18 protein-coding genes are annotated in these 17,698 nt (G+C 46.5%); 2 read left to right on the top strand and 16 right to left on the bottom strand.

Annotated features, from left to right (window positions below):
* The 7 genes from DN062_RS17160 to DN062_RS17130 form a co-directional block, all read right to left on the bottom strand.
* On the bottom strand, positions 1–597 hold a 597-nt coding region (locus tag DN062_RS17160), incomplete at its 3' end, for a response regulator transcription factor (RefSeq protein WP_112160527.1).
* A 113-nt stretch (positions 598–710) separates the two neighbouring features.
* Positions 711–2,666: an acetate--CoA ligase gene (acs, locus tag DN062_RS17155; protein WP_112160526.1), complete on the bottom strand. Its 1,956-nt coding sequence runs from the start codon at positions 2,664–2,666 to the stop codon at positions 711–713.
* A 306-nt stretch (positions 2,667–2,972) separates the two neighbouring features.
* Entirely contained in the window at positions 2,973–4,379 is a 1,407-nt protein-coding gene (locus DN062_RS17150) for a sigma-54-dependent transcriptional regulator (protein ID WP_112160525.1), read from the bottom strand.
* A gap of 54 nt (positions 4,380–4,433) precedes the next feature.
* On the bottom strand, positions 4,434–5,486 hold the full coding sequence (locus tag DN062_RS17145) for a sensor histidine kinase (protein ID WP_112160524.1): 1,053 nt from the start codon (positions 5,484–5,486) through the stop codon (positions 4,434–4,436).
* Positions 5,483–6,943 carry a sigma-54 interaction domain-containing protein gene (locus DN062_RS17140; protein WP_112160523.1) on the bottom strand — a complete coding sequence of 487 codons (1,461 nt, stop codon included), beginning with the start codon at positions 6,941–6,943 and terminating at the stop codon, positions 5,483–5,485. The genes DN062_RS17145 and DN062_RS17140 overlap by 4 nt, the downstream gene beginning before the upstream one ends.
* Before the next feature lie 264 nt (positions 6,944–7,207).
* On the bottom strand, positions 7,208–7,777 hold the full coding sequence (locus DN062_RS17135) for a PIN domain-containing protein (RefSeq protein WP_112160522.1): 570 nt from the start codon (positions 7,775–7,777) through the stop codon (positions 7,208–7,210).
* Positions 7,777–8,229: a helix-turn-helix domain-containing protein gene (locus DN062_RS17130; protein WP_112160521.1), complete on the bottom strand. Its 453-nt coding sequence runs from the start codon at positions 8,227–8,229 to the stop codon at positions 7,777–7,779. The genes DN062_RS17135 and DN062_RS17130 overlap by 1 nt, the downstream gene beginning before the upstream one ends.
* A gap of 591 nt (positions 8,230–8,820) precedes the next feature.
* Between DN062_RS17130 and DN062_RS17125 the strand changes: the two genes are divergently transcribed.
* Positions 8,821–9,792 (top strand): Rpn family recombination-promoting nuclease/putative transposase, encoded by a 972-nt coding sequence (locus DN062_RS17125; RefSeq protein ID WP_112160520.1) that lies wholly within the window; start codon positions 8,821–8,823, stop codon positions 9,790–9,792.
* Between the two features lie 83 nt (positions 9,793–9,875).
* On the opposite strand, the gene fliS is transcribed toward DN062_RS17125, so the two are convergent.
* From fliS to DN062_RS17105, 4 genes are all read right to left on the bottom strand, one after another.
* Positions 9,876–10,271, bottom strand: coding sequence for a flagellar export chaperone FliS (gene fliS / locus DN062_RS17120; protein ID WP_112160519.1), 396 nt, complete (start codon positions 10,269–10,271; stop codon positions 9,876–9,878).
* A 22-nt stretch (positions 10,272–10,293) separates the two neighbouring features.
* On the bottom strand, positions 10,294–12,342 hold the full coding sequence (fliD, locus tag DN062_RS17115; protein WP_112160518.1) for a flagellar filament capping protein FliD: 2,049 nt from the start codon (positions 12,340–12,342) through the stop codon (positions 10,294–10,296).
* 55 nt (positions 12,343–12,397) lie between these two features.
* On the bottom strand, positions 12,398–12,793 hold the full coding sequence (locus tag DN062_RS17110) for a flagellar protein FlaG (protein ID WP_112160517.1): 396 nt from the start codon (positions 12,791–12,793) through the stop codon (positions 12,398–12,400).
* Positions 12,794–12,874: 81 nt separating this feature from the next.
* A complete protein-coding gene (locus DN062_RS17105) occupies positions 12,875–14,752 on the bottom strand; it encodes a flagellin N-terminal helical domain-containing protein (protein ID WP_112160516.1) in 1,878 nt (625 codons plus the stop codon).
* 223 nt (positions 14,753–14,975) lie between these two features.
* Between DN062_RS17105 and DN062_RS17100 the strand changes: the two genes are divergently transcribed.
* The gene (locus tag DN062_RS17100; RefSeq protein ID WP_112160515.1) at positions 14,976–15,299 is read left to right on the top strand and encodes a flagellar protein FliT; all 324 of its coding nucleotides are present in this window, start codon (positions 14,976–14,978) and stop codon (positions 15,297–15,299) included.
* Positions 15,300–15,535: 236 nt separating this feature from the next.
* On the opposite strand, the gene DN062_RS17095 is transcribed toward DN062_RS17100, so the two are convergent.
* From DN062_RS17095 to DN062_RS17075, 5 genes are all read right to left on the bottom strand, one after another.
* Complete coding sequence (locus DN062_RS17095) at positions 15,536–15,859, bottom strand: nucleotidyltransferase domain-containing protein (RefSeq protein ID WP_112160514.1); 324 nt, start codon at positions 15,857–15,859, stop codon at positions 15,536–15,538.
* Positions 15,856–16,260, bottom strand: a complete 405-nt coding sequence (locus DN062_RS17090; protein ID WP_112160513.1) for a nucleotidyltransferase substrate binding protein — start codon at positions 16,258–16,260, stop codon at positions 15,856–15,858. Before DN062_RS17090 ends, DN062_RS17095 begins: the two co-directional genes overlap by 4 nt.
* 203 nt (positions 16,261–16,463) lie before the next feature.
* Positions 16,464–16,781: an Rpn family recombination-promoting nuclease/putative transposase gene (locus tag DN062_RS17085; RefSeq protein WP_112160512.1), complete on the bottom strand. Its 318-nt coding sequence runs from the start codon at positions 16,779–16,781 to the stop codon at positions 16,464–16,466.
* Positions 16,782–17,063: 282 nt separating this feature from the next.
* Positions 17,064–17,414: a type II toxin-antitoxin system HicB family antitoxin gene (locus DN062_RS17080; protein WP_112160511.1), complete on the bottom strand. Its 351-nt coding sequence runs from the start codon at positions 17,412–17,414 to the stop codon at positions 17,064–17,066.
* Entirely contained in the window at positions 17,411–17,659 is a 249-nt protein-coding gene (locus tag DN062_RS17075; protein ID WP_112160510.1) for a type II toxin-antitoxin system HicA family toxin, read from the bottom strand. Before DN062_RS17075 ends, DN062_RS17080 begins: the two co-directional genes overlap by 4 nt.
* Between the last annotated feature and the right edge of the window lie 39 nt (positions 17,660–17,698).

The raw sequence follows: 17,698 nt of genomic DNA, 5'->3' as shown, positions 1-17,698 counted from the left end.
GCTGTGGACACCCAGCTTACGTAGAATGGCCGTTACGTGCGCCTTGATGGTGGCTTCTGACACGCTCAACTCATAGGCAATTTGCTTATTCAGCAAACCTTCAGTCAACATGGTCAGCACTCTAAACTGCTGTGGCGTTAAGGAAGCCAACGCTGAAGCAAACTTATAGTCTTCCTCTGGCAAATCGGCAACACTGCTGATTTCCTGAGGCAGCCACTCTTCCCCTTCAAGCACCTGTGTAATCGCTTCCGAAATCACCTCTAATGGAGAAGACTTAGGAATAAACCCAGAGGCACCGTAATCCATAGCACGCTTCATTACATGGGGTTCTTCACTGCCGGACACCACAATAACGGGTACACCCGGATGCTGTCCGCGTAAAAACACCAACCCAGAGAAACCATGCGCGCCAGGCATGTGGATATCCAATAGAATCAAATCTGCATCAACATGCTGCTCAGCAGCGCCTTGAACTGCTGAAAGTGAGTCAGCCTCAACGATCTCAACGCCAGGGACTGCTTGCATAACCGCCTGTTTCAGAGCTGCGCGAAACAATGGATGATCGTCAGCAATGATAACCTTTTGTGCTAATTGCATGGTGTTCCTCTCTCAGACCCGCTTACTTCGTCAATGCATAATAGCATCTCTTTAAACGCAAAACTCCCCCCTGACACAGTCAGAGAGGAGTTAATTTAGGACAAAGCAATCAATTAGCTTTTACGATTCAAACGATGCTCAATCAAGTCATCAACAACTGATGGGTCAGCCAGCGTTGAGGTATCACCCAAGGCACTGAAATCATCTTCAGCGATCTTACGCAAAATACGACGCATGATTTTACCTGAACGCGTTTTTGGCATACCTGGGGAGAACTGAATCAAATCAGGTGATGCAATGGGGCCGATTTCGCTACGCACCCAATTGCGCAACTCTTTCATTAGATCATCGGACTGTTCATACCCTGCTTTCAAGGTCACATAAACATAGATACCCTGACCTTTAAGGTCATGTGGGTAACCCACTACTGCGGCCTCAGCAACAGCAGGGTGAGCAACCAACGCTGATTCAACTTCTGCCGTCCCCATACGGTGACCAGACACGTTGATAACGTCATCGACACGACCCGTAATCCAGTAATAGCCGTCTTCATCACGACGCGCACCATCACCCGTGGTGTAGCTGCCTTTAAAGGTTGAGAAGTAGGTCTGCACAAAACGTTCGTGATCGCCAAAAATACTACGGCTTTGGCCCGGCCAAGAGTCAGTGATAACCAAATTACCGTCACCCGCCCCCACTATCTCGTTGCCCTCGCTATCAACCAATGCAGGCTGAACACCGAAGAATGGACGCGTTGCAGAGCCAGGTTTAGTTGGCGTCGCACCCGGTAATGGCACGATCATAATGCCGCCAGTTTCTGTCTGCCACCAAGTATCCACGATTGGACACTTACCCTTACCGAAAATACGGTGGTACCAAGTCCAAGCTTCAGGGTTAATTGGCTCACCTACAGATCCCAATAGCTTCAAGCTGGATAGATCCGAATCGCCTAATACATCCTCACCCTGTTGCATCAGCGCACGAATAGCGGTCGGAGCGGTATAGAACTGGTTAACTTTGTGCTTTTCGATTACACGGCCAAAACGGCTGTTGTCAGGATAGCTTGGCACACCTTCAAACATCAGCGTGGTCGCACCGTTCGCCAAAGGACCGTAAACAATATAGGAATGCCCTGTTACCCAACCTACGTCAGCCGTACACCAATAGACATCACCTTCGTGATAGTCAAAGATGTACTCATGGGTCATGGACGCATAAACCAAATAGCCGCCGGTAGTGTGCTGTAAGCCTTTTGGCTGTCCCGTTGAACCTGAAGTGTAAAGGATAAACAGCGGGTCTTCAGCGTTCATTTCTTCAGGAGGACAATCAGCAGAAGCTGCTGCACAGACTTCGTGACACCATACGTCACGGTTTTCGTGCCAAGCCACGTCTTTGGTTGTGCGCTGAACGACAATCACCCGCTCAATACACGCGGATGCACCATGATCGTCAATCGCGGCATCAACGTTGGCTTTTAATGGCACTTGCTTGCCACCACGAAGAGAATAATTGGAGGTAACAACCAACTTAGACTTCGCACCGATAATACGGCTTGCTAAAGCTTCTGGCGAGAAACCACCGAATACGATGGAGTGAATCGCACCGATACGTGTACACGCCAGCATCGCTACCGCTGCTTCTGGAATCATCGGCAAGTAAAGCGTGACCACATCGCCTTTTTGGATGCCTTGCGCTTTTAAAGCATTGGCAAAGCGACAAACGCGCTCATGCAGGTCACGATAGGTGATTTTTTCATCTTCTTCGGGATTGTCGCCTTCCCAAATAATAGCCACTTGATCGCCACGCGTCGCCAGATGACGGTCTAGACAGTTAGCAGACACGTTTAATGTGCCATCTTCGTACCACTTGATGGAAACGTTATGCGGATCAAAGGATGTATTTTTGACGCGAGTATAAGGCTTAATCCAGTCAATGCGCTTTCCTTGCTCCCCCCAGAAAGCTTCAGGATCGTTAATCGACTGTTCGTACATTGCTTCGTATTTAGCGTTATCGATATGTGCGTTTGCTGCAAACGCTGGATCTACCGGAAAAACGTTCTGATCACTCATGTATATGCCCTTAGCTTGAGATTTGTTTTTATACCGCCCGATACGCTGTCTTTTTTGTTTTTATTGCGACTAACGCAAAATTCGCATGGCTTTAATACGTTTATACAGAAGCTTACCCTCGGCCTTAATTAGACATTGGTCTCACCAATCTTTAACTATAGAACTAAGACCTAAAATAAGCACGTAAAACGGCGCTAACTTAATGACCTACATTGAATTTCTCTAAAGTCGTATTTTTCGATAAATACCCTCCGTTCGACTAATGTGCAAGCTCAGAATGCTGAGTTGAATTTCCCTAACAAGGCATCATCCGGATAATAGATCATCTAAATTGATCCCCTGCTCACGTATTTTAGCTAACTTATAACGCAAGGTACGAGGGCTGATGCCGAGATGCTCAGCCGCCAACTTACGACTTCCCTTAAAACTCACCAAGGCATCAATGATAATTTGATTCTCATGTTGGCGTAAATCCTGATCCAACGCTCCCCCTACCGATGGCTCAGGTATTGATGGCTCAACAACGGCCATTTTTATCGCAGGTGAACTCATCGATGGGCTTGGGGAGAGATGTCGCATTGGAATACTGGTCACTCCCATGTGCAAATCATCCTGTTGAATCATCGGCCCCATTTGCAAAATCAACGCACGCTGAATCGTATTGTCCAACTCACGAACATTGCCTGGCCACGCATAGCTTTGTAAGCGCTCGCAGGCCGCTTCACTTAAACTCGCCAGAGAGCGCTTCATTTTTTTACAATGCTGAGCCAACAAACGTTTAGCCAGCGGTACAATATCTTCAACACGCTCGCGTAAAGGCAACCACTGCAAAGGAAACACATTTAAGCGGTAATACAGATCTTCACGGAAGCGACCTTCAGCGACAAACTGCTCTAAGTGTCGATTACTGGTGGCGAGAACCCGCACATCAAGCTTAATCATCTTACGACTGCCAATCCGCTCTACCTCTTGCTCTTGCAACACTCGCAATAGCTTGGCCTGCAGCCCTAAATCCATTTCACTGATTTCATCCAGCAACAAGGTACCACCATTGGCCTGTTCAAACTTACCCGGCACACTGCTCAAGGCACCCGTAAACGCGCCCTTTTCATGGCCAAACAGGGTAGCCTCTAGCATGTTTTCGGGAATAGCCGCACAGTTGATCGCGACAAAAGGGGCCTGCGCACGTGCAGAATGCTGGTGTATGTAACGCGCCAACACCTCTTTACCCGTTCCTGACTCGCCCGTAATCATCACCGTTGAATCAGTTTGCGCCACACGCTGTGCGATCTGCAACAAATGCTGACTGGCTGGAGACTCCGCCACAGGCGTATCCACCTGATCACCCACCCAGCCTTTTGTGTGCGTCAGCACCAACTCCACTAACTGCTTCGGCTCGAAGGGCTTCATCAAATAATCAACTGCCCCTGAGCGTATGGCATCCACCGCACGATCAACCTGCCCATAGGCGGTAATTAATGCCACGGGCAACAGAGGAAAACGTTGTTTAATCTGCGCCAACAACTGATGGCCGTCCATCCCCGGCATATTGACATCGGTGACGACCATATCGACACGGGTATGCTCTAAATATACAAGGGCGTCTTCTGCTGACCCCGCCTCGACAAAGCCAATATTAGCCAAGCTCAAAGTGTCGCACAAAGCCTCGCGCAGACCCAAATCATCCTCGACGATTAACACCTTCAAGGACATACGCAACCCCGATCTAACTTATTAACTGACATATTTCGCCTTTCGCGCTGAGCGCTAAGCTCTAAGTGGTAAAATAAAGGTGGCACAGGTGCCCTCTCCCAGCACGGATTTCAACTCAAAATGACCATGATGCGCTCTCGCCATCACCTGCGCAATGGCTAGCCCCAAACCGGTCCCATGCGTTTTAGTGGTAAAAAACGGCGTTTGTACCTGCTCAATCAACTCAGGCGCAATACCTGGCCCCTGATCTTGTACCGATAGGCGCAGACGTCCTCTTTCCTGCTCCAAGCGAATACTCAGCTCAGCTCCCAAACCCGTTGCCTGCAACGCATTATTAACAAGGTTCAATACCGCACCCAATAAGGCTTCGAGATTGCATTGAATATGTACATCGCCTGCCAAATTGATAAATTCACAGTCGGCGTCGTACTGACTCAACGGCTGATCCAGCAAGTCCTCAATCGCGGCCAACAATGCCTCTGCACTCACTTGATTATCAAGGCGTGTTTCGCCACGGGCAAAAATCAGCATATCGCGTACTTGTTGTTCAAGATGCGTTAAATTTGTTTTTACCTTGCCCGCAAACTTGATACGCTGATCATCCTGTAAACTCGGCGACATCAAATGTGACGCATAAATCAAGGCTGTCGATAAGGGTGTTCTCACCTGATGTGCTAAGGACGCCATCATTCGCCCCATTTCGGATAAACGTTGATAATGATGCAAACGCGCCTGTAAATCTCGTGTTTGAGTCTGATCAGTAATAAACACCAGCTGCCCTGGCTCATCCGGTAAGGCCTCGGTCGCCAAGCTCACTCGCTTACCGTTTTTTAGAGACACTTCGTGGCCATCATCCGGCCGTGGTGCAAAGCAGGTTTGAATAATCGACAACCAAGCCTCATCCTGCAACTGCGTTCCAAGCAACTGCTCTGCAGCGGGATTGCATTCTGCGATACGGCCACGATTGTCAATCACCAACACCCCGCCGGGCATTAAATCAATCAACTCACGCAAGCGTGCCAAGGCCTTTTTCTCCTCTTGCAGTGCAGCAACCTCATGTTCCAATGCGACAATCCGCGCCTGCAATGCTTGTTCTGTCTCGCTCATGCTCGTGAAATTCCATACTTACGCATTTTTTCCACCAAGGTCGTGCGTCGAATTTGCAACTGTTGTGCTGCACGCGCCACTACTTGGCCCGCACCGTCCAATGCCTGCTCAATCAAGCGTCGCTCTTGCTGCTCCAAAAAGGACTTTAGATCTATCCCATCTTCTGGCAACTGCAAAGCACCTGCCAATGAATCAATGCCTTTTGAGTGGGTGCTTGATGTCTGTAACTCAGGCAACTGGATCACCCGCTCATTATTTTGATGTGACAGATAGTGATCTGGGTTGGGTTCAGGGCAGTGTCGGAATTTTGGCGGCAACTCCGACACACCAATCACGCGATTAGGATGCAGGATTGACAGGCGTTCAATTAGGTTCGCCAACTCGCGCACGTTACCAGGCCAGGCATGGCAGCGCAGAGATTCTAGCGCAGCAGGATGAAACTGAATCGGGTCTAAGCCCTGCGCCGCCAAGCGTTGCACCAACTCATTGATCAGCAACGGCAGGTCTTCAATACGCTCGCGCAGCGGTGGTACTTCGATAGGAAACACATTTAAACGATAATACAAATCTTCGCGGAACTCACCCTCGTGAATCATGGTTTCGAGGTGCTTGTGTGTGGCCGTGATAATGCGCACATCCACCTCAATCGTCTTGCTGCCACCGACCCGCTCAAACTGGCGTTCCTGTAGCACCCGCAGCAGCTTGACCTGCATCGGCAAGGGCATATCACCAATTTCATCTAAAAATAACGTGCCACCATTGGCCATTTCAAAACGGCCCGCTCGACTGCTGATCGCCCCCGTAAAGGCGCCACGTTCATGACCAAACAACTCGCTCTCTAGCAACTCCGCCGGGATAGCGCCACAATTCACAGGGACAAAGGGCTGCCCCTTCCGATCCGAATGCTCATGCAAGGCGCGCGCAATCACTTCTTTACCCGTCCCAGACTCACCCGTAATCATCACACTGGCATCTTTACAGGCCACTTGGTGAACAAGGCTTCGCACCTCACGAATTTTAGGGCTCTGCCCAACAAACCCTGTCAGATCTTTTGCCCACAACTCCTGCGCAACCGAGCGCCCACGCCAAACCGACGCTTGATGCAAGTCGTCCATTAAGGTTTTATAGCGAAAAGGTGGCAACCAAACACCCAACACTCCCAAATCCCGTGCGGTTTCTGCTTCTAACTCGGTCCATTCGCACAGCAAGACTTTGGGAATTAAGCGCTGCTCATCAGTTAACGCGGCCATCAGCTTAGCGGGCGACAAGGGCAAACGGCTATAGCCCATCAACACCAATCCAATATTGGATAGATTGAAGGTATCGCCTTGTTGTAGCCACGTGACAAAGTCAAAATTATGACAGTGGATATCCAGAAAACCTAAGCAGGTTTGCACTGCTAAACGCCGCTCTGGATCGTCATCGAGGAGTAAAACGTCAAAATTATAAGTCGTCATAGCCCAGTGTTCAGCAAATTGAATCGCACTAGGGTAACGTGTATCTGAATTTTGTCAATCATTTGACGGTTGAATCCCAAGGGCAATCACACTAACTGATCAAACTCGGTGCCAATCCGGGGTGGTGGTACCGCTTCCGTGGGACACGCTTTGCGTCATCCTTGACCGCTCGACTGCCACCGTCCTGGCGGCAGACGGTCCCTCGGCAGCGGTACCACCACCCCTCTAGAAAAGGGTGCCAACCGAGAGATGTGTCGGGCTAGGCTATAAGATTGCTCTATATGATTTAAGTTTGAATACAAAACTTGGCAGCTTTTGCTTTTGTAAGCATTCAAGGTAATCGTCCACTGACATCGGTGGACACTTCAGGCTCTGTCTATGCTGTTGTGCCGCCTTGATACAAGCACTAGGATTTAATTCGAACATATCATTTAGAAATTCATCAGGATGAATCGCTGATAAACCTAAGTGATTTAATTGTAGTGTTGGAAAGTCCTTCAAGTTGAACGTTATAATTGCCTCTGCTTGTCCTTTTAAGGCTGCGGCAACAACATGCCTATCGTTCTCGTCGGGCAACGAAATTCCCAAGATTAATGGCTCATAATCCTCAACCAAACAGTCTGGAACATGACAATTCATAAGCTCTTTAGTACGTTGCAGTTTTTGCGGATCAAGACCAGGATTATTGATTCTAAGATTTCTCATCCATTCATCATGTATTTGCTCTGTCCATCGTGCCCGAAACAAACCCGTATTAGCTAAAAACATCAAATAGCTACGAAGAGGGGCTGGATACATGACACAAGCGTCGAAAACTACCGTGTAAGTTGACATCAGTATCCCATACCCAACTCTTGATCCAATGCTGATAATTCATTAAGCGTTTCTAGCCTTAGATTTTCAAGATTTCTTTTGTACTGCATGATTGCTGAAAAAGAAACTTTTCTACGATTGCCCTTTCGACTGAAAGGTATTTCTCCAGAATCCAGTAATTTAATGAATGTGGGACGAGACATGTTTAAAATATCAGCACCTTCCTGTGTAGTCAGTTCAGCATGAATTGGCGTTATATTAACTGAGTTACCTTCACCTAGTTGAGTTAACACTTCTATCATCAATCTTAATGCACTGGAAGGGATGGTAATTTCATGATTTTTTCCCATTCCATCGATAACATTGATTAACTGGGCTTCTCCACCACTTTGAATCACTGCTGATAATTCTTGGCTGCCAAGCTTCGCTAAAGCAATCTCTTCTGGACTAGGCAATGTCGTTACAATGCTCATTAGCACTCTCTCCGGTTATGTTTACATGGTAATTATCCGAAATATTCGAAAAAAGTCAATATTCGAAACTTTCGAAAAAAACTTATGCTAGCATGGTAAGCCGCTATCACACTCATTCAAAGAAAGCACTTAGGAAACGGTGCTGATCAAGATCAGACACCTTCAAATCAAAAGCTACTACATACATAATGTGGCTCCTCCTATTTAGGATAAATTTGAGGGCTTCTTAACTGATACCGTACTTGAAGTAAAGTTCTGACTCAGTACAGACTTGGGCAATCGCACTAACTGACCAAACTCAGTGCCAGTCCGGGGTGGTGGTACCGCTGCCGTGGGACACGCTTTGCGTCATCCATGACCGCTCAACTGCCGCCGTCCTGGCGGCAGATGGTCCCTCGGCAGCGGTACCACCACCCCTCTAGAAAAGGGTGCCAACCGAGAGAAGTGTCGGGCCTGCGTTCTCTGTCCAATAATCCTGATATGTGACGACAGACGAAAGGAATCAGTGCTAGTGCTTGAGTATTGATGAGTGAAAACATACACTTTCGACTGTAATACAAGGTAGAACACGCCAATAGAAAGGAGTCTATTATGGCAAAGCACTACGATACCGCGTACAAGGAAGTCTTTAGCTACCCTGAATTCGTTCAACAGCTTATTGAAGGCTTTATTCCCGTCGAAATCGCTGAGATCATGGATTTCTCAACCCTGTCCATCCACAGTGGTAACTACATCACGCCCCTGTTTGAAGAAAAACTTGAAGATGTCGTTTGGTCTGTCGAAGTCACATGGGATGGCATTAAACACCCCATATTCATCTATATTTTACTGGAGTTTCAATCCCAACCCGATGCCAAAATGCCCATACGCCTGCTGCATTATGTGGCCTGCTTCTATGATCACCTGTTAAAAAACAAAAAGACTACTCTAAAGAAAGGTTTACCACCCATTTTACCCATTGTTTTATATAACGGCTCCAAACGCTGGACGGCAAAGCACGATATATTCGACATGATCACACCTGAACCTCCCGCTTTTTTAAAGGCCTATCAACCACACTTACGCTATTACTTGGTTGATGAAGGGCGCTATACTGATGAAGACTTGGGTTTTAAAAGCACCCCCTTAAGCGGAATGTTTTCAATTGAGAACGCAGGTAAAAGCTTTCAAGACTTGCAACGTGCGGTGGATCGAATTGTCGCGATTATTAAAGCAGATCCGAATAAGGAGCGCATTGATAAGATCGTCACTCGCTGGATCAAGCGCCACTTGAAGTACTTAGGTGCAAAGATCAACCTAGACAAGCTAAACAGCTTAATAGAGGACAGAGATATGCTAGCTGAGAATCTAGAGAATTTAGTACAGAAAGAACGCCTCCAGAGTGAACAGCGTGGAGAGATACGCGGCATACAAAAAGGTCGCATGGAGGGCGAGCAAGCGAGCCAAGTTAGAATCGCTCATAATTTGATTACCCGTACCGATATGGACGACGCCACAATCGCAGATGTCTCTGGTTTACCAATAGAAGAAGTCATCAAACTCAGATCTGCATCTAAACACTGACAAACAGATGTAGTAGAAGATTCAAAGAAAAGCCCCTAGGCAACGGAGTCACACTAGGGGCAAGGGAGGAGATGGATACGTGACTAGCCGTTACGGTATTCGATGGGCATTTCATCCCAGCCTTGTTTGATTTCAAGAAGGAGGTTCATGATTTCTTGAACTTTGTCGGCGTCGTTCAGACGGTTGGCTTGTAAAGATGTTTCCAACATATAAACATAAAGCTTATCTAGGTTTGCAGCGACGTCTCCGCCTTCTTCAAGGTTTAGGTTATCACGCAGGGCAATCAGGATGTCATTCCCTTTGTTTAGATGTGAAGAGCGAGCATCTATTTCATTGCGCTCAATTGCACCTTTTCCCTTAGCGAAAGCTTCGAGAGCTCCTGTTAGTAACATTGAAATAAGCTTATGCGGTGAAGCCGTTTGCACGGTTGAGTGAATATCTACTTGCTTATATTGTTGTAAGGCTTTGGGTGCGTTCATAATGATCTACCGAATTTTATAATTAACGTCGACTAGCAGTGAAAGGCAAACGATCAATCAGACCATTTAGTTGCTCACCTGTCGCCTGAAAACTTGAGATTATACGCTCCATGGCTAAAAATTGTGCCTGCAATTGAATAAATCGTCGATCCATGCGCGTATCGAGCTTTTCTCGTTCGTCACCAATAAGTGTTAAATCACGATTCAAGCTGGTTTCGCGGGTATCAATCGCTCCATCTTTTGCCAAGAAATTTGCCACTAAACGATTAAGCTCTCCACTGAGCCCCTGAGAGTAATCGATGGTTGCAGAATAAGGCACGCCTGAAGCCGACTCAGACACAGTAAAGTTCAACCCATATCCCGGTGAGTTAAGTGGCGGCAATAGAACGTTCCCTGCACCAAAGCCAGCAACGCCGTTAATAGTACCCACAACATCCTTACCTGCTTGGCCTGCCCTAACTGCCAAGCCAATATTCGCTTGCGCATCAGCACTGACATTGGTAAACACAACATTAGAGGAGGCACCATACTCACGTGAAGTAAAGGTAAACGCTGATGCGGTGGCATCATACCCAACATCAACACCCGCCATTTGACCACTGAACTTAGGGTCGGCATTTATCAATGACTGCATATCGGCAGCCAACTCCTGAGCTGAAGCATAGGATTTATTTTGCGGTAACTGAATCAATCCAGACTCGATTCCGTTAATCCGCAATCGAAAACTCAGATCATCGGTTCCCGTTGAGAAAGGAGTAAACCCACCTGCCAGTTCATTGCCTGCATAACGACCTTTTTCAGGAGCCGTAGTCACTTCAATCTCGTAACGTCCTGCCTGAGCATTACTGGCCGCCGTACCCAGTGTTCCTGTTACAAGCGCAGAATCGGAGCGAATTTGCGGCGAGAAAATGGCAGCGAGTTTGTCAAAGTTATTGGCAATGGCCGCACTGAATTCTTTTTCGTTGATCGACAGAGTTCCATCAAGCTCGGTTTTGATGCCTAGAGTTGCAAGCGATGAGAAATCTGAATTTACCCCCCGCACAGGAGACACCAGCATTTCACGTAAGCGTGACAAAAGGCTTTTTGCAATGCCATCCGATGCCAAATCGCCCTTCACTAACTGGTTGCTTTCATCGCGGCTGTAACCCGTCAAATCGGATGACAGCTTATAAAAGGTGTTAAACCCTTCAACAAAATCACGAATTGCCTGTTCACCTGTCGCCTTGTCTTCCGTGATAGCAAAGTTGATAATCTCGCCAGGACTTTGTTTGTTTATCGTAAACTCAAGACCTGCGATCACATTCTTGATTTCGTTAGAATCGCGTTGTATTTCAAGGCCATTAATTTTTAAACGAGCATTCTCTGCGGCTTGACCCTGTGTTAGGGTTTTTGAGCTCTCATTAAAATCAAACATAGACGATAAACTTGCACCACCGCCCCCCGTATCTGTCGCCGTAATCGACAAGGCATTTGACTCACCCGTAGGCGATGAAATCATTAAACGAAACTGACCACCGTCTTGAATGATAGAGGCTTGCACCCCAGCATTCGCTCCATTAATGGCATCACGCACACCTTCAAGAGTGTTATTGGTCGAATCGATGGTGATCTGCAGTGTCTCTTTCGCAGTGTTGCGGGTAAATGCCGTCGTGCCAGCGTTCCAGCTACCAAAGTTAATTTCTAAGGTACCTGTGCCCACTTCTGCTCGACGATCTGACACACCACCGGTTGCTAAAGACTGAGACCGTGCCAAAGACAAGACTTCAACTTGGTAATTACCAGTCACAGCATCTGCATCAAGCTTAGTGGGTGTGACCGTGTTGCTCTCGGTAAAAGACACACTGCGTGCACTAAAGGTTTTGGCATCGCTCAGTGGACGCAACAAACTCTGGAATTCAGACAAACCACTTTTAAAAACACCATAACCTGATATTTGAGCTTCAAGGCTACTTTGTTTTTTATCCAAGCGCTCTTCTGCGGGTTGCCGCTCGATGGCGACCAGATCGCTGACCAGTGTTTTAGTATCGATACCCGACCCTGCACCCAGGGCACTCACCAGATTTGTGCTCATGTTTCACCTCGACGCTTTTTGCTTAACTCACGCTTAGCTCTTATTGATAGAGCTTCTAGGCTTTATCGTTAAACAATAAACCTACCATTCCCTCTAAATACTCTGCAAACTTTAAGGTCTCTTCCGTGGGAATTTGCCGGATAACTTCACTGGTTTGCACATCCACTACGCGTACCACTACTTTTTCTGCGCTATCATCTACCGAAAAACTCAACGAGCGCTGACCATCACGCATCATATCATTTAGTTTATCGATCGCTTCTTCAAGTTTTTCAATCGAAAGTACTTTAGGTTCTTCAGATGCTGGAGCATTCACTTGAGAGGAGTTGGACGGCTCGGACGACTTAGCTGAAGAAACCTCATTAGGCTCTCCGCGCGAAGACACCGAATCCGCTCGCGATTGAGACGCAGAGGGAGCGATTGCAGCGGCATTCATGCTTTCAATCGACATAATACACCTCGCTGTTTAAAAAGATAAATGCCACCCGTTAGGTGCAGGTGGCATTTTAGAGTATAACCTAAGGTCTCTTAATTACTGAAGAAGAGACAGTACCTGCTGTGGTGCTGCATTGGCCTGAGCCAACATCGCACTACCGGCCTGCTGCAATACCTGAGCACGTGACAGTGCTGCAGTTTCAGCGGCGAAGTCCGCATCTTCAATCCGTGAACGTGCAGCTGCAGAGTTCTCGGAAATGTTCGACAGGTTGTTAATGGTGAATTCTAAACGGTTGTTAACCGAACCAAGATCACCACGAGTCGAGTTCACCTGTTCCAACGCTGTATCGATAATATCGATCGCTTTTTGAGCACCCGCTGCAGTTGAGATATCGATGTTAGCGACAGAGTTTCCGACAGACTGGGCATTGTTGGTTTCAATAAGGCCAGTTGCGGTTGCTGCAGCAGTTGACAGCTCAAGTTTAATTTCATCACCACTGACTGAATCAAGTTTCAGGTGGAAGGCATCTGCAATTGCACCAACCTGCTCAACTGAAGCGACAACACCTGTTTGATCAGAAACTTTATTTATCTCATCTCTTAATATTTCGGCTCTTGTTTGAGCACTGGCATTTGTGCCTGTTGCTCCAACATTGACGCCATTAATTTTGATTGCACCTTCAACTAAGGTGCTGTTCGCGCCTACTATAGCGCCATTTATATCTGATCCAGTTCTTGCTTGAACGCCTACATTGTTAATAATCGCATTTGCGGCATTAACTGCAGCAATGTCACCAGGAACTCCAGTATTAAAAGCAATATCAACAGATGGAACATTCGGATCAGTTATGGTAAAGGCTAATTGTGCATTACTGAAAGCACCTGCGGCACCGAAGCCAACTGCGGCTGCACCATTACCTTGTACTGCACTACCTGCAACAGGAGTACCAGGTACACCAGTACCGCCTATTACTGTACCAGTAGCAGCTACATTACCTACGACACGTATCTGAGCACCTGTATCATTTGACAACTGCAAATTTCCATCGTTGTCTAGCTCAGCTTTAATTAGACCGTTACCTTGTTGATTAATTTTATCAACAACTTCCTGCATACTTCCGGTATCTTTGATGTCAATCCGGTTAGATTCAGTTGATGGGCCTACAACCTCAATTGAAAGAACATCAGGACCACGTATAATACCTGTGTTATTTGCACCTGTTGCAGTAAGCTCAGTAAAGGCTGATGCTGTTACTCCAGAAACATTTTTGTTGATCTCGTCTAATACGCCTTGAAGATCATTTGCGGCAGCTGCTGCTTGCAAGTTACCAACGTTCTGACCATTGATGGTCATTTGAACTGCGGAACCATTGACTTGGGTAGCATCACCAGTGATGCCGGTAAAAGCTGCAGCATTAGTAGTACCACCTAATGTACGTCCAATAACATCTCCAGCCGCCTGACCACCCAAGCCTTTAGCATCTAATTTACCCACTTCAAAGCTGATCGTCTGGTTAGACTCAGAGCCCACTTGCAAACCGATTTCACCTAAGGTGCCATCTAATAGTTTTTGACCGTTGAAGCTTGTGGTTTCGGCAATACGGGTTAATTCTGATTTCAGCTGGGTAACCTCAGCGTTCAGAGTTGAACGGTTACCTGTGTCGTAGGTTCCGTTTGCAGACTGCACGGACAACTCACGCATACGTTGAAGAATGTTGGTGGTTTCTTGCAGTGCACCCTCAGCGGTCTGGATCATGGAGATACCATCGTTGGCATTACGCACCGCTTGGTTCAAACCTTTGATCTGTGACGTCATGCGGTTTGCAATAGCCAAGCCCGCTGCATCATCTTTTGCTGAGTTGATACGCTTACCACTGGTAAGACGTTCCATAGAGTTTTTCAAATCACCCTGAGACAGGTTCAACTGACGCTGTGCATTGAGTGACTGAATATTTGAGTTAATTACCATAGCCATGAGAGTCTCTCCTCAGAGTGCATCGGAATGCCCGTATGCGTCTTTATTCATCAACAGCTGACTGACATGTCAACTGAGCTTATGATCTATATATCGCCCACTTTGTCAGAACCTTTAGAACTTTTTTCATATTTGATTCAAAGCACCGTGGTTGAATTCAGTTATCGACTCGCGCACACTTAACTTTAGAAAAAATGTTTATTCTATCTTTGGAGACGCGTGCATGACCTTAATGTCCCTAGCCGAAAAGTTATCGGACCTGACCCGACAAGCGCTGTCCTATACAGATGCAAGGGATTGGGCAGCGCTCGAGTTGCTGCAAAACGAACGCGAAAAGCTCTTGCTGCAACTACGCGATCACATCTCCGAACGACCAGTGCAATCCGAACAAGAAAGCCTACGTTTGGCTGAAATTCTGAATCAAATAAAAGACGCTGATCAAGGCATGAGCCAACGCATAGAACGACTCAAAGCTGAGTTGCTTGATGAAAACCATGATTTGAAAAAAGGACAGCGAATGCAGAAGGCGTATAAGCCGCTGGGTTAAGGCGATGTATGAACTTTGGACTGGCTCATAAACTTGAAGCCAGTTTGCTTACTCTGTTTACACTCAGGCTTTTGCTTTATACGTTTAGTTCAATGCAACACCCTGAAAGGCGCTCTACCCATCACTTTCAGAGAGTGCATGCCGCATGGATGCGGCATTCAAGCCTACACGGACGTATTCACGGCGACTCTCTGAAGGGGATGGGCAGCGTTTCCAAACACAAAAAATATTATAAATCATTTATTTATAATATAAATTTCCATACCCACACGATCAATATGCGCTTTCAATTCAGGGTCGGATAAGGTGTTATAGTTCAACACATCAAAAAAATACGGTAGAGGTAGAACTTCATTCAACTGATCACTCAATCGTATAACCGAATCATAGGTCACCGACAGCCCTTTCACAGCAATATCTACATCAGAGCCTTTTCGAAAATTACCCTTTGCTCTTGAACCAAATAAAACTAAAGACTCAATCTCAGACTGCTGCTTGGCAGCCTCTGCAATTAATGCATAATCAGAATCCGATAAGCCTGTCCTTAACACCAAGTTCATTCTATTTCCAGCTCGGAAAATCGATTATTAAGCACGTTTAATAATGGAAAATACGTTTCCCGAATTTTTTTTTCAACCTGCTGAGCCGTTTCTTCATTATACGTATGAGTTGTTAGATTACGATCCTCAAGCGCCTGTATCCAAACATGCCCGTCATCAACAATCCCATTTTGAAAAGCCAGTTTAATTGCAGCCCGTGGGCTATTCACTTCAAAACCCTCTGCCTGTTGATAATCTTTCAACAATTTCCAAGACAACTCAAATGCCATCTCAAAAAACTGAATCAAACCTGCACGCTCAACGATATTTGGCGACTCAATTGCAATCGCTTGCACCAATAACAAATACGCTCGATTGAATTGCCTGTAGCGCTGTTGCCAGCGAATATCCTGCTCCGTCATAACACTCCCATTTCAAACCCAACTGACTCACTGAACTTACAAAATTAACTTTAATACTTTTAAGAAGCTGAGTACACCACAACACTCTGCAAGACAAAGCTGAATGACCAAATCGATGCCTCGACTTAATCTACCAGAGATAAAACGTTTCCATGTCAGATTAGTGCTTACTATCGTCTCGCAAACCATAACCTCTGACACACTCAAACCCGACGCTTGCGCAATCTGTGCATCCGCGCCAAATAATACGCGCTGCGCTTACCCCATGCATTGTAACGGCGTACCTGCATCTCAATATTATAGCGGTTATTCTCCGCATCCTGCGCCAGCACATCGAGAATGATGTATTTGCCTGTCAACTCAGCTGGATTAATGCTTGGATTTAAAACTTCTACCGATGTAATACTCGGCAAATCTGGCCGCACATCATTAATCAAATGCACCAACAAATCCGGCGCTTCAGCAAAGATGCGTTTAAAAACATAGTCATTACGGGGGTCTAACAAATCGAAATTTTGCATGATGATCATCCTGATCTTTATATTGCTTATCCTTTAAAAGCCGTAAACCCAACTCAATAGCTTAACTTGCTGCCTAAACTTTAATGCTTTTAAAAAGCCAAGTACTCCACAACACTCTGAAAAGCACTCTGCCCATCACTTTCAGAGAGTGCATGCCGCATGGATGCGGCATTCAAGCCTACACGGACGTATTCACGGCGGCTCTCTGGAAGAGGTGGGTAGAGTGCCTATAACAACAGCGCTCTAGCGAACACGACAGCAAGAACGCCAACTTGAATAGCATTAGTGTTCGTTACTTGCGTGATGTGCAATGTATTCACTCAACGCTCGACGAGCTAGGTCATTTAGTGAGATATGTTCACGACTCGCTACAACACTTGCGGCCATATGAAGATCAGGCCCGATTCGGACATTAAACGAGCCTTTACATGGCGTATCAGGTGTTTTACCCAGTTCAGTACAATCCGCCAAATAACCATCAACAGATGCCTGAAATTCACGCTCTAGTCCTTTTAGATCATAGGATTCATAGGTGACTAGATCACGAATAAAGGCCAGTTTTCCAAACAGAATGCCGCTATCCAAATCGGGTTCAATCGTTCCTAGATAACCCTTATAGCTCAGATGTTTCATAGGTAGCCCTCCTGCTTCAGTGCCACGCGCACTGCTTTCAATGCACCGCCTTTAATTACATTCTCGGGGTGTGGTCTATGTAAGTGCACTATGTGACTCGTCTCAGGATTATAAAAACGCACACGGGAGCAAGCCATTTCTTGTTGCTGATACCCTAATTGAGACATCAGCGTTTCTAAATCTCTCCAAAGAAAAGTATTGGTATGACTACCCAGCTTAAATAACTGTTTGTTGCGTTTATTCATTGGAATCCCTTCCCATTTGCGACTAATTATAGTTGCAAA

It is taken from the genome of Nitrincola tibetensis (assembly GCF_003284585.1).
Lineage (GTDB): Bacteria > Pseudomonadota > Gammaproteobacteria > Pseudomonadales > Balneatricaceae > Nitrincola > Nitrincola tibetensis.
Note: the sequence above shows the minus strand (reverse complement) of the source record. Positions and strands in the feature narration are given on the sequence as shown.

Excerpts from the sequence above, each read along its gene's own strand:
- acs (WP_112160526.1), bottom strand. The coding sequence starts at position 2,666 with ATGAGTGATCAGAACGTTTTTCCGGTAGATCCAGCGTTTGCAGCAAAC.
- DN062_RS17150 (WP_112160525.1), bottom strand. The coding sequence starts at position 4,379 with ATGTCCTTGAAGGTGTTAATCGTCGAGGATGATTTGGGTCTGCGCGAG.
- DN062_RS17145 (WP_112160524.1), bottom strand. The coding sequence starts at position 5,486 with ATGAGCGAGACAGAACAAGCATTGCAGGCGCGGATTGTCGCATTGGAA.
- DN062_RS17140 (WP_112160523.1), bottom strand. The coding sequence starts at position 6,943 with ATGACGACTTATAATTTTGACGTTTTACTCCTCGATGACGATCCAGAG.
- DN062_RS17135 (WP_112160522.1), bottom strand. The coding sequence starts at position 7,777 with ATGTCAACTTACACGGTAGTTTTCGACGCTTGTGTCATGTATCCAGCC.
- DN062_RS17130 (WP_112160521.1), bottom strand. The coding sequence starts at position 8,229 with ATGAGCATTGTAACGACATTGCCTAGTCCAGAAGAGATTGCTTTAGCG.
- DN062_RS17125 (WP_112160520.1), top strand. The coding sequence starts at position 8,821 with ATGGCAAAGCACTACGATACCGCGTACAAGGAAGTCTTTAGCTACCCT.
- fliS (WP_112160519.1), bottom strand. The coding sequence starts at position 10,271 with ATGAACGCACCCAAAGCCTTACAACAATATAAGCAAGTAGATATTCAC.
- fliD (WP_112160518.1), bottom strand. The coding sequence starts at position 12,342 with ATGAGCACAAATCTGGTGAGTGCCCTGGGTGCAGGGTCGGGTATCGAT.
- DN062_RS17110 (WP_112160517.1), bottom strand. The coding sequence starts at position 12,793 with ATGTCGATTGAAAGCATGAATGCCGCTGCAATCGCTCCCTCTGCGTCT.
- DN062_RS17105 (WP_112160516.1), bottom strand. The coding sequence starts at position 14,752 with ATGGCTATGGTAATTAACTCAAATATTCAGTCACTCAATGCACAGCGT.
- DN062_RS17100 (WP_112160515.1), top strand. The coding sequence starts at position 14,976 with ATGACCTTAATGTCCCTAGCCGAAAAGTTATCGGACCTGACCCGACAA.
- DN062_RS17095 (WP_112160514.1), bottom strand. The coding sequence starts at position 15,859 with ATGAACTTGGTGTTAAGGACAGGCTTATCGGATTCTGATTATGCATTA.
- DN062_RS17090 (WP_112160513.1), bottom strand. The coding sequence starts at position 16,260 with ATGACGGAGCAGGATATTCGCTGGCAACAGCGCTACAGGCAATTCAAT.
- DN062_RS17085 (WP_112160512.1), bottom strand. The coding sequence starts at position 16,781 with ATGCAAAATTTCGATTTGTTAGACCCCCGTAATGACTATGTTTTTAAA.
- DN062_RS17080 (WP_112160511.1), bottom strand. The coding sequence starts at position 17,414 with ATGAAACATCTGAGCTATAAGGGTTATCTAGGAACGATTGAACCCGAT.
- DN062_RS17075 (WP_112160510.1), bottom strand. The coding sequence starts at position 17,659 with ATGAATAAACGCAACAAACAGTTATTTAAGCTGGGTAGTCATACCAAT.